Genomic DNA, 11,307 nt, shown 5'->3' with positions numbered 1-11,307 from the left:
GCCCTGGCGCAGCGTCCGGATGCGGTCGCGGCGGCCGGTGAGGATCTTGTGGGGGTAGGCCTGGTGTCCGACGTCCCAGATGATGCGGTCGTCGGGGGTGTCGAAGACGTGGTGGAGCGCGACGGTGAGCTCGACCACGCCGAGGCCGGAACCCAGATGGCCGCCGGTGACGGAGACGGCGTCGATCATCTCGGCGCGCACCGCGTCGGCGACCGCCTGCAGGCGGCTCTCGGGCAGGTGGCGCAAAGCCGCCGGCTCCTCCAGACCGTCAAGGATCGACGTCACGCTCTCGTTCTCGGCCAAGGGGAACTCTTCCGTTCTTGAAGCTGTGCCGGATCGTGCCACGTCCCTTCCCAACCGCCGTCGGCGCGGCTCACGCGATGCCCGTAACGGGGCCGTGAACTCCGGGGGGACAGCAGGCACGACCGCTGTCATGATAGTGCCAGTTACGGATGATCGCTGCTCCGATCAATGTTGGGGCGCGATTTTTCGCGATTTCGTGCCCCAGCGGCAACATGAGGACCGCCCTTGAAGTCGATTCGTTCGTGCGGAATCACGCTGTCGGCCGCCGTGTTCTGGGGCCAGCTTCTCCTGGGGCAGGCCTCGGCCGCCCCCGGTCCGGTCGATGGCAATCTCACGTTCGCGTGCGGCTTCCTCGGCGCCTGCCCGCCCCGGACCGTGCCGGGCGGGCCGGACCGGGAGGTCCACCCGTTCCGCGGCAGCCTTGGGCGCCCCTGCGGTTGGCGCGAGCGCCCGACGCCGCAGGGCCCGCGGAGGGTGCGGATGTGCGACTGAGGCGTGCCCTCGCCCTCGGGTTCCTCCTCGCGGCCGCGCCGGCCGCGGCGGAGACGGCCTGCCCCGCCTTCTTCGCGGAGGGCTGGCCGCCGGCGCTCACCAACCCGAAGCTCGCCGCGCGCACCGTGCCCCTGTGCTTCGAGGCCTTCGCGGTGCTGCACTCGGGCGCCTCGCGCACGCCCCTCTACGCCGCCGAGCGGCTGACCCGGGAGAGCGTCGCCGAGGCGCGCGCGGTCGCGCGCGACGACAGGTTTCACGAGGAGGACAGGATCCCCGAGGCCGACCGCTCGACGCTTGAGGACTACGTCCATTCGGGCTTCGACCGCGGCCATCTGGCGCCCGCGGGCGACATGCCGACGGAGACCGCCCAGGGCCAGTCCTTCAGCCTCGCCAACATCGTGCCGCAGAACCGCGCCTTCAACCGCGGCCTCTGGGCAGGCATCGAGGAGAGCGTGCGCCGCCTCGCGCGCGAGCGCGGCACCCTCTACGTGGTGACCGGCGTCGTCTTCACGGGCGGCTCGGTCGATGCGATCAAGAGCCGGGTGCTGGTGCCGACCCAGCTCTACAAGGCGATCTACGACCCGGCGCGCGGGGAGGCCGGCGCCTACCTGGCGCCGAACCGGGCCGGGGCCGCCTGGCAGGCGGTCTCGATCGCCGCCCTCAGGGGCACGGCCGGCGTGGACGTCTTCCCCGGGCTGCCGGACACCGTGAAGGGGCAGGCCATGCCGCTGCCCGAACCGCGCGAGTTCTCCCGCGGGGACGAGGCCGAGCGGCGCGGGCCCCGCGAGGAGAGCTGGCAGGACTGGCTCTGGCGCGAGGCGGGCCGGGCACTGCGCAAGGCGATCCGCGACGCCCTGCGCTCGATCTTCTGAGGAGATGCCCATGACGAAGCGCGAGTCGAAGCGCGAGTCGAAGCGCGAGGCGCGCCGCGGGGCCGAGCCCGGCTTCGTGCCCTTCGCGGACGACGCGGCGGTGCGCACGCTCGGCGCCCTCTCCTTCGAGAACGGCACCGCGCGCATCGCGCTGCACGGCTCCTGCGAGATCACCCGGGACCGCGTCGGCCTCGCGCTGGCGCGCGAACTCGCGCGCACCGCCGCGGCGATCGTGGCCGCGCTGGAGGCGCAGGACCTGCCCGAGCGCGTCGCCGAGCCGGAGGGGGACGCGGAGCGGGCGGAGCCGGTACGCAATCCCTTCACCTGACGCCCTTCGCCTGACGGGCATCCCACCCGCGCCCGACGGCCGTCCTTGCCCGCCCCGGCGCGTCCTGATACTCGGGCGTGATCATTTCCCGCGACAGGGGCCGGCGACCCGAGAGGATCGGGCGAACCGGCCCGCGCCCGTCAACCGTGTCAGCCGTGCGCCGGCACGGCGAGCGCGAACGCGCCGGCACGAACGCTTAAGAGGATACCCGCGATGGCCCGCGAATTCATCTACCACATGCGGGGTCTGACCAAGACCTACACGGGTGGCAAGAAGGTCCTGGAGAACGTCAACCTCTCGTTCTATCCGGACGCGAAGATCGGCGTGCTCGGCATCAACGGCGCCGGCAAGTCGACGCTGCTCAAGATCATGGCCGGCATCGACACGGACTGGACCGGCGAGGGCTTCGTGGCGCAGGGCGCGCGCGTCGGCTACCTGCCGCAGGAGCCGCAGCTCGATACCAGCAAGTCGGTGCGCGAGAACGTGATGGAGGGCGTGGCCGAGAAGCAGGCCATGCTCGACCGCTACAACGAGCTCGCGATGAACTACTCCGAGGAGACGGCGGACGAGATGACCGCCCTCCAGGACCAGATCGAGGCGCAGAACCTCTGGGAGCTCGACTCGAAGGTCGATCAGGCCATGGAGGCGCTGGGCTGCCCGAGCGACGAGCAGCCTGTCGCCACGCTCTCGGGCGGCGAGCGCCGCCGCGTCGCGCTCTGCAAGCTGCTGCTCTGGGAGCCGGAGCTGCTGCTCCTCGACGAGCCGACCAACCACCTCGACGCCGAGACGGTGAACTGGCTCGAGGGCCATCTGCGCCAGTACCCGGGCGCGATCCTGATCGTGACCCACGACCGCTACTTCCTCGACAACGTCACGGGCTGGATCCTGGAGCTCGACCGCGGCCGGGGCATCCCGTACGAGGGCAACTACTCGTCCTGGCTGGTGCAGAAGCAGAAGCGCCTGGAGCAGGAGGGCCGCGAGGACATGGCCCGCCAGCGCTCGATCGCCCGCGAGCAGGAGTGGATCTCGGCCTCGCCGAAGGCCCGCCAGACCAAGTCCAAGGCCCGCATCACCCGCTACGAGGAGCTGGTCGCCAAGCAGCAGCAGAAGGTCGATGCGACCGCCCAGATCGTCATCCCGATCACCGAGCGGCTCGGCCAGAACGTCATCGAGTTCAACAACCTGTCGAAGGCCTACGGCGACCGCCTGCTGATCGAGGATCTCTCCTTCAAGCTGCCGCCGGGCGGCATCGTCGGGGTGATCGGCCCGAACGGCGCCGGCAAGACCACCCTGTTCAAGATGATCACCGGCACGGAGAAGCCCGATGCCGGCGAGATCAAGGTCGGCGAGAGCGTGCATCTCGGCTACGTCGACCAGTCGCGCGACGCGCTCGATCCGAACGCCACCGTCTGGCAGGAGATCTCGGGCGGCAACGACATCCTCTACTTCAACAAGCGCGAGATCAATTCGCGCGCCTACTGCGCGGCCTTCGCCTTCAAGGGCGGCGACCAGCAGAAGAAGGTCGGCACGCTCTCGGGCGGCGAGCGCAACCGCGTCCACCTCGCCGCGACCCTGCGCAAGGGCGGCAACGTGCTGCTCCTCGACGAGCCGACCAACGACCTCGACATGGAGACCCTGCGGGCGCTGGAAGAGGGCCTGGAGGATTACGCGGGCTGCGCGGTGATCATCAGCCACGATCGCTGGTTCCTGAACCGCATCGCGACCCACATCCTGGCCTTCGAGGGCGACAGCCACGTCGAGTGGTTCGAGGGCAACTTTTCGGACTATGAGGCCGACAAGAAGCGCCGGCTCGGGCTGGACTCGATCATCCCGAAGAAGCTGAAGTACAAGAAGTTCTCGCGCTGAGGCGCTTGCGCCGTCGAGGATACGGGCCCTTCCGCCGCGAGGCGGGAGGGCTTTTTCATGCTCGCGCGGCTCTCCCTCCCCCGCAGAGCAGGGCGATCGCATATGCCGGGCGAGCCTAGCCCCGGTCAGGCGTGGGTCCCCTCTCCCATAGGGAGAGGTCTGCTTTCGCAGAAAGCCGGGTGAGGGGTATGAGGCGTCCGAACAGGGCTCGACCTGAACGCGCCTCGATGGCGTGTTCAGATCTGAAAGGTCATACCCCTCACCCCAACCCTCTCCCTATGGGAGAGGGGGCGCGGCGCGGTTCCAGTGGCGATCGAGGAGACGACCCCCGCCATATGCGATCGCCCTGCCCGCAGAGGGGGGAGGGCGATTGCGCGGCTGTTTCTATCCCCGCGCGTTCAGCGCCAGTGCCTCGGCAAGATCCCGCGCATCCGTCAGTTTCTGGCCGCGGGCGCGCATCGCCCGCAGCATCGCCCGGTTCGGGAACGGGCAGTAGGGCAGCACCGGCACGTGCTCGCCCTCGGGTATCTCACCGTCCCGTGCGATCCGGTCGAGCAAAGCCTGCAGCATCAGCAGGCCGTGCTGGTGCAGCTGCACCGAGGCGCGCGTCGCCGTCACGTTGGGCGAGAGGCGGAACCGCTCCTGCGCCAGGATCGCTCCCGCATCGATCTGCGGGGCGAGCCGGTGCAGGGTCATGCCGAAGGCGTCGGGCCCCTCGGCGAGCGCGTGGATCGTCGGCACCGGGCCGCGGTGGCGCGGCAGCAGCCCCGGATGGGCGTTGATCCCGCCGAGCCGGGCCGCCGCAATCGTCTCGGGCCTGAGAATCTGGTCGAAATGATAGGTGAGGATCAGATCCGGCGCGTGCTCGCGCAGGGCCTGGGCCACCTCAGGCCCGTTCACGTCGTCGACGGTCAGCACCGGCACGCCGTGGCGGGCGCAGAGCGCGGCGAGCGGCGTGGTCTCGCTGAGATCCTGGCTGCGTCCGAGCGCCTGGGTCAGGGGTGCGAGCGGGCGCAGCAGGTCGGGCAGCCCGAAATTGATGCCCAGATACGGCAGGATCCCGGGCCCGGAGCGCGCGAGGTGGCGCCGCACCTGGCCCACGAGGCCGCCCGCCGCCGGCCGCTCGGCGTTCGAGAGCCCCACGAAGGCGATCTCGAGCGCGTGGTCGGCCACGAACCGGCGCACGGCGCGCGCGTTCGGCAGCGCCTCCAGAACGAAGAGCGCGATGCGGGCGCGCGCCATCAGCGCCGCTTCCGGATCTGGAAGCGGAAGCCGTGCATGCCGAGGCGCCGCAGGGATTCGGGCAGGAGGCCCGCGCCGCGGGCCAGCACCGCGAGCAGCATGGGGAAGGCGACGATGTCCCGGTCGCGCTCCAGGCCCTTCGCGATGCGCCGGGCGGCCTGGTCGGCGCTCATCTCCAGCGGGCGCCAGCCCTTGTAGTCGCCGCCCATCGGGGTCTTCACGTAGCCCGGCGTCACCACGTTGATCTTCACGCCGCGGGCCCGGACCTTCTCGCGCAGCGCCAGCCCGTGGGCGAGCAGCGCCGCCTTGGCGCCGCTGTAGGCGGGCGCGTCGGGCAGCGGCGCGAAGGCCGCGAGCGAGGACATCAGGGCGATCTGCCCCCGGCCCCGGGCGAGCATCAGGCCGAGGCAGGGCAGCATCACGTTGAGGGCGCCGCCGAGATTGATGTCGGCGGTCTCGAAGGCGACCTCTTCGGTCTCGACATCGCCGGTCGGATGGCCGCCGTTGATCGCCGCGTTGACGACCGCGAGGTCGAGCGGGTGGCGCGCGTGCGCCGCCTCCAGGAAAGCGCGCACCGCGGGTCGGTCGCGCACGTCGAGGCACTCGGTCTCGACCGCGGCGCCACGGGCGCGGCAATCCTGCGCGACCGCGTCGAGGCGCGCCGGGTCGCGGGCGACGAGGACGAGGGTGGTGCCCGGGCCGGCATAGTGCCGGGCGAGCGCCGCGCCGATGCCGCTCGACGCGCCGGTGATCAGGATGCAGGGCATGGGCGCGGTGCTACCCCGCGGCGGTCCGCCGGATCAAGCTTGCAGCCAAGTCAGGGATCCCAAAGGACTGCGTCCTTTGGCGGGGGGCCGGGGCGCGCAGCCCCGGGATTGGTCTCTCCGACCCGGCAGAGCCGGGACGGGGAGATCAAATGCAGGGCTCTGCCCTGCACCCGCGAAAGGTCTCGACCTTTCGAAACCGGGACTTCAGTAGACGGGGGCGAGGCGCCCGTCCTCCTCCGCCCGCTCGCGGATGGCGCGGGCGGCGGCGAGGGTCGCGTCGGGCATGGCCGATTCCATGCGCGGCACCGAGCCGGCGACCGCGCGGGCGATCGCCTCCTGCGAGAAGAAGCCGCCGTTCACCTGGGTCCGGTTGAGGACGACGCGGCGGAAGTCGGCGACCAGATCCATGTCGGGCGCCGTCGGCTCGGTCCAGAAGCTGTCGAGGTCGCCCTGATGGGTCAGGCCCGCCATGTTGTAGATCGCGGTGCCGACCGCGTGGGTCGGGCGGCCCATCTCCAGCGACAGCATGCCGACCGTGGAGTTCACGATCACCACGCCCCGCGCGCCCGCGATCAGGGCCGGCAGGTCGCCGCCGTCGATGAAGTCGAGCCGTTCGCTGACCCCGTGGCGCCGGGCCGAGGCGCGGGCGAAGCGGCGCCAGTTCATCAGGCCGCTGTCGAGCGGGTGCAGCTTCACGAGGAGGCGGGTCGGCGCCTTCGAGGTCTCGGCGAAGGACTTGATCACCCGGTCCATGAAGCCCTCGACCCCGAGGAAGGGGGAGTGCACGCGGATCTGGTAGTCGCTGTCGAGCTGGAGCGGCAGCAGGAAGTAGTCGCACCCGACCGCGCGGTAGATCTCGTCGCAGTGGGCGGCCTCGCGCCGGGTCCGGCCGCGGCGGGCGAACTTCTTGATCCAGCCCGCATATTCCATCGCGATATGCGTGGGCCGGTGGCTGCGGAAGCGCGGGTAGAGATAGGGGAACAGCACGTTGGCGAGGTTGTAGCTCACGTCCCACAGGCTGCGGCGCGCCATGTCGCCGGACGACGGCAGGGCGCGGGCCGGCTGCGGCAGGCGGCGGGCGAGCGCGCGGACCGCCTCGGACGTGCGGGGCAGCGAGGAGTAGCCGTTCACGCCGCCGAGTTCGCAGGTGATCCAGTTCGGCCGGACATAGCCTTCCTCGAAGACGTGGACGCGCAGCCCCTCCCGCGCCGCCACTTCGCGGGCGACCACGTGGAAGGGGCGGCAATCGCCGAACAGCACGATGTCGGTGACGCCGTGCTCGGCCACGTAGGCGTCCAGATAGGCTTCCCAGCCGGTGCGAGGCCCGCGGTAATGGTCGGAGCCGCCGCCCCAGAACAGCCAGTCGCCCGAGCAGAAGTTGATCCGCCGCACGCCGTGGCCCCGCGCCCGCAGCGCACGGCCGAGATCGGAGAAGAAGGGCGAGGCGATGCCCTGCAGGAACAGGAAGGTGGCCGGACGGTCGCGGTCGGCGCCCTCGCGGACCATCGGATCGAGCGGGACCGCCCGGACCTCGGGCCGCGGCGGCAGCCGGGTGGCGGTCTCGGTTCCGACGGTCGCGGAGCCGAGGATCGCGGTGTCGGCGCTTGTGGTGTCCTGGCGAGGCTGCAGCATTCTGAGGCGCTTCTGTCCTTCACCGCGCCGGAAGCCGCGGACGTCTCCGGCAGTCGATCATGGGCTTGCACGACACCCCGGTCCTCAGCAATCCGCTGCGGGGGTCGATCCCTGTGAATCCCGGGGGCTGTGACCGCGCCGCAACGCGCGGTACCGCCCCGGTTCAGCCGGGGTATGGGGCAATCGCGGCGGCGATGTGTCCGCACCCGCTGAGGTTGCGGCCGTCCCGCGCTGCGACCGCGTTCGGGCGGGACTTGTCCCCGCTGCCCACGTTACGCACAGGATCGGCCACGCGCGCCCGAAAATGCGCTACAGGCGGGCGAGCCCCGCGGCAGCCCCGCGGGTGCGACGCGTGACGGGCCGGGGAGACAGCGCCGCGAACATGGAAGCCGCATCGACCGACTTCTTCGCGATCGGACCGACGGTCCGCCACCTGTGCGCCGAGATCGCGGCGGCGACCGGCGGCGCCTGCGTCCGCTTCGGCCGGTCCGGCGCGCGCGCGGCCGTGTGGCGGGGGGACGCGCTCTCCGCCCGGCTGGCCGCGGCCCTCGGACGGCACACGCTCGTCGTCGAGCCCGGCCCGCTCCTCAGCCCCTACGACACGCCGGCGACGGGCCTCGCCTCGCTGCGCATCCACGGTCCGGACGGTGCGCGCGTGCATCATTTCGATCCCTGGACGCGCCGGCCGGTCTCGTCCGAGGACTGCGCCGAGAAGGTCGCGTGGCTCGCCGCGCGCTTCGCCGAGAACGACCGGCGGGTGGTCTATGTCGGCATCTCGAAGTGGAAGCGCCCGGCGCTCGACGTCTTCGCCGCCGGCCCGGCGGGGCCGCCGGTCCACACCATGACGGTGGCCGACGCGGTCGCGGCCGGGCGGCGCCACGGGGCGCGGGTGCGGGCCTGGGCCACCCGGGCACCGGAGGCCCTGGAGGCGGCCTGCGCCGAGGCCGGCCTGCCGCTCGCCCGGATCGAGGACGGCTTCCTGCGCTCGGTCGGGCTCGGCGCGAGCCTGCGGCCGGGCGCCTCCATCGTGGTGGACGACGCCGGCATCTACTACGACCCGCGCCGGGACAGCCGGCTCGCGCTGATCCTGAAGGGGGCGGCCTTTCCCGCGCCGCTCGTCGCGCGGGCCCGGCGCCTGCGCGAGGCGGTCGTGGCGCGCCGCCTCAGCAAGTACAATGTCGGGCTGGACGCCGGCACGGCCGACTGGCCGACCGGCCGCCGGGTCGTGCTGGTGCCGGGGCAGGTCGAGGACGACGCCTCGGTACAGTACGGCTCGCCGACCGTGCGCTCGAACCGGGCCCTGCTGGCCGCGGCCCGCGCGCGCAACCCCGACGCCTTCCTGCTCTACAAGCCGCATCCCGACGTCGAGGCCGGCTTCCGGCCCGGCGCGATCCCGGAGGCGGAGGCGCTGGCGCTCGCCGACCGCGTCGTCGCCGGCATCAGCATCGTGGACCTGCTCGACCGGGTGCAGCACGTCGAGACCATGACCTCGCTCGCCGGCTTCGAGGCGCTGATCCGGGGGCTGACCGTCGCAACCCACGGCCGGCCGTTCTACTCGGGCTGGGGCCTCTGCGAGGATCTGGCGCCGGGGGCCGACCGCGGCCGGCGCCTCGCGCTGGACGAACTCGTCGCCGGGGCGCTCATCCTCTACCCGCGCTATCTCGACCCGGTGGCGATGAAGCCCTGCGAGCCGGAGCAGCTCCTCGACCGGCTCAGCGCCGCGCGCCAGACGGCGCCCAGGAGCGCGCTCGCGCTGGGCCGCCTCGCGCACCTGAGCATGCGGGCGCGCTACGGCCTCTTCAACCCGATCGTCCGGCGCCTGCGCGCGCGCCGCGGCATCCGCCAAGGACTCGGCAACGGACAAGGACCGGACGCGTGAGCGTCCTCGCAGGCTTCCTCGCGCCCCTGGCCTGCGCGCTCGCGCTCGCCGCGACGATCGAGGCATGGGGCGGCGCCGCGCGGGCGCCCCTCGGTCGGCGACCCGGCGACCTCGCCCTGCGGCTCGGCGCCTACGCGCTGCTCACCGTGTTCTGGTTCTGCTTCTCCTGGCGGCCCTGGCTCGCCGCCAGCAGCACCGTGACCACCGTGGCGGCGCTGGTTCTGATCAGCCGGGCCAAGCGCGCGGTGATCGGCGAGCCGCTGGTCTTCAGCGACTTCGCCCTGCTGCCGCAGGTGCCGCGCCACCCGCAGCTCTACTACATCCCGCCGGTGACGAGCCCGCGCGTCGCCGGCCCGTTCCTCATCGCGCTCGCGGGCATCGCGCTCTGGTACTGGCTCGAGCCGAGCCTGCTGCCCGCCGGGCCGGGGCGGAGCCTCGCCGCGATCGTGGCGCTGCCGCTCGCCCTGCTGGGGCTCGCCGCCGCGGCGACGCGGGGGCCGCTCGCGCAAGCTCTCGCCCGGCGCTTCCCGCGGCCGGATCTCGAGGCGGACATCGCCCGCGTCGGCCTGCCGGCGACGCTCATGGCCTACGCGCTGCGCCGCCGCACCGAGGCGGCTCCCGCCGCGGTGCCCGCCGAGCCGACGGCACCGGGCGATCCGGTGGTGGTCGTCATCCAGCTCGAATCCTTCATCGATCCGGAGCGCCTCGGCGGCCCGCGGCTTCCCGCCATGGACCTGATCCGGAGCCGCGCCGCCGAGTACGGCCGCTTGCGCGTTCCGGCGCACGGCGCCTACACGATGCGCAGCGAGCACGCCGTGCTCACCGGCGCCGCACCGGATGCGCTCGGCTTCGGCGTCTACGATCCCTACCTCGCCAACGGCGGCGACGAGCCGGCGAGCCTGCCCCGGCGGGCCGCGGCGAACGGCTACGAGACGCTCTTCGTCCACCCGTTCCACCGCAACTTCTTCCAGCGGGCGCGCGTGATGGAGCGCTTCGGCTTCCGCCGCCTCGTGATGGGCGAGGACTTCGCCGAGGCGCCCCGCACCGGTCCGTATGTGGGCGACGTGGCACTCGGCCGGCGCATCCTCGCGGAGGTGCGGGCGCGGCGCGGCCCGCTCTTCCTGTTCAGCGTGACGATGGAAAATCACGGCCCCTGGAAGCCAGGGCGGTTGCCGGGGGTGGACGACCCGCTGGCCCAGTACCTCCACCATGTCGCCAACACGGGCCGGATGATCGAGGAGCTGGTGGCCGGCTTGGGCGGGGAGCGGGCCACGCTCTGCGTGTTCGGCGACCACGCGCCCTCCCTGCCGACCTGCCGCCCCGGCTTCGGTGAGACGAGCACCGACTACGCCCTGTTCCGGTTCGGCGGGCCGGCTTGCGCGCCGCGGCGGATCGACCGGACCGCGGACGCGCTCGGCCGTCGCCTGCGCGCCACGCTTCACGCGGATATGACACCTCCGGCCGGGACGAGCCCCGCGCAAGCGTGACCGTGCCACTCTCGTGACGTATTGCGGGCCGATGCCCACCCGCACGATGGCGGCCAGCGCTGCGTGCCTGAACGCTCCGTTAAAGCGATCTCGGCCAAATGCGTTTCAGCCATGTGTGAGCAACGATCCTATGCCAGACCGACGACCGGCCGGCGGCCGGAGACCCGGATGGGAGTGTGTAATGGTGCGTAAAGCAGCGCTCGCCGCGCTGACGGCCGGCCTCCTGGCCGGATCCTCCGGCTTCCTGGCCGGCTGCTCCGTGCTGCCCGCGGCGGGTCCGACCTCGCGCGCGGTGGTGGCCGGTGCCGAGGTGGCCACCGCCGACGGGCTGTTCGCCCGCTACGAGATCATCGACATCACCCCCGCCGTCATCGAGGCCCTGCGCACCCGCCCCCTCGACAGCCTGCTCGCCTCCTTCGGCGACCACCGCCTCTCCGTC

At 72.4% G+C, this 11,307-nt stretch carries 9 protein-coding genes and 1 pseudogene; 6 read left to right on the top strand and 4 right to left on the bottom strand.

Annotated features, from left to right (window positions below; translation table 11 throughout):
• Positions 1–285 (bottom strand): 1-deoxy-D-xylulose-5-phosphate synthase N-terminal domain-containing protein (locus tag MFF56_RS31355; RefSeq protein ID WP_283207454.1); only part of this gene is annotated, 285 nt, incomplete at its 3' end.
• Between the two features lie 506 nt (positions 286–791).
• On the opposite strand from MFF56_RS31355, the gene MFF56_RS31350 reads away from it, so the two are divergent.
• From MFF56_RS31350 to ettA, 3 genes are all read left to right on the top strand, one after another.
• Positions 792–1,667, top strand: a complete 876-nt coding sequence (locus tag MFF56_RS31350; protein WP_238232150.1) for a DNA/RNA non-specific endonuclease — start codon at positions 792–794, stop codon at positions 1,665–1,667.
• Positions 1,668–1,677: 10 nt separating this feature from the next.
• Entirely contained in the window at positions 1,678–1,995 is a 318-nt protein-coding gene (locus MFF56_RS31345; protein ID WP_082773094.1) for a hypothetical protein, read from the top strand.
• Positions 1,996–2,208: 213 nt separating this feature from the next.
• Entirely contained in the window at positions 2,209–3,861 is a 1,653-nt protein-coding gene (gene ettA / locus MFF56_RS31340; RefSeq protein ID WP_066923379.1) for an energy-dependent translational throttle protein EttA, read from the top strand.
• A 384-nt stretch (positions 3,862–4,245) separates the two neighbouring features.
• Here the strand turns inward: ettA and MFF56_RS31335 are convergent, their stop codons facing one another.
• The 3 genes from MFF56_RS31335 to MFF56_RS31325 form a co-directional block, all read right to left on the bottom strand.
• Positions 4,246–5,103, bottom strand: coding sequence for a formyltransferase family protein (locus tag MFF56_RS31335; RefSeq protein WP_066919766.1), 858 nt, complete (start codon positions 5,101–5,103; stop codon positions 4,246–4,248).
• The gene (locus MFF56_RS31330) at positions 5,103–5,870 is read right to left on the bottom strand and encodes an SDR family NAD(P)-dependent oxidoreductase (protein ID WP_066919768.1); all 768 of its coding nucleotides are present in this window, start codon (positions 5,868–5,870) and stop codon (positions 5,103–5,105) included. Before MFF56_RS31330 ends, MFF56_RS31335 begins: the two co-directional genes overlap by 1 nt.
• Before the next feature lie 204 nt (positions 5,871–6,074).
• Positions 6,075–7,376, bottom strand: a complete 1,302-nt coding sequence (locus MFF56_RS31325) for a capsule polysaccharide biogenesis protein (protein ID WP_066919774.1) — start codon at positions 7,374–7,376, stop codon at positions 6,075–6,077.
• Positions 7,377–7,884: 508 nt separating this feature from the next.
• Here MFF56_RS31325 and MFF56_RS31320 point away from each other — a divergent pair.
• The 3 genes and pseudogenes from MFF56_RS31320 to MFF56_RS31310 form a co-directional block, all read left to right on the top strand.
• Positions 7,885–9,381, top strand: coding sequence for a capsular polysaccharide export protein, LipB/KpsS family (locus MFF56_RS31320; RefSeq protein WP_066919770.1), 1,497 nt, complete (start codon positions 7,885–7,887; stop codon positions 9,379–9,381).
• Positions 9,378–10,868 (top strand): LTA synthase family protein, encoded by a 1,491-nt coding sequence (locus MFF56_RS31315; protein WP_066919772.1) that lies wholly within the window; start codon positions 9,378–9,380, stop codon positions 10,866–10,868. Before MFF56_RS31320 ends, MFF56_RS31315 begins: the two co-directional genes overlap by 4 nt.
• 181 nt (positions 10,869–11,049) lie before the next feature.
• Positions 11,050–11,307: pseudogene (locus MFF56_RS31310) on the top strand (polysaccharide biosynthesis/export family protein); the annotation flags it as partial.

The sequence above is a fragment of the Methylobacterium hispanicum genome (genome assembly GCF_022179285.1).
Lineage (GTDB): Bacteria > Pseudomonadota > Alphaproteobacteria > Rhizobiales > Beijerinckiaceae > Methylobacterium > Methylobacterium hispanicum.
The sequence above is the reverse complement of the archived record's forward strand: the minus strand, read 5'-3'. Positions and strand labels throughout refer to the sequence as shown.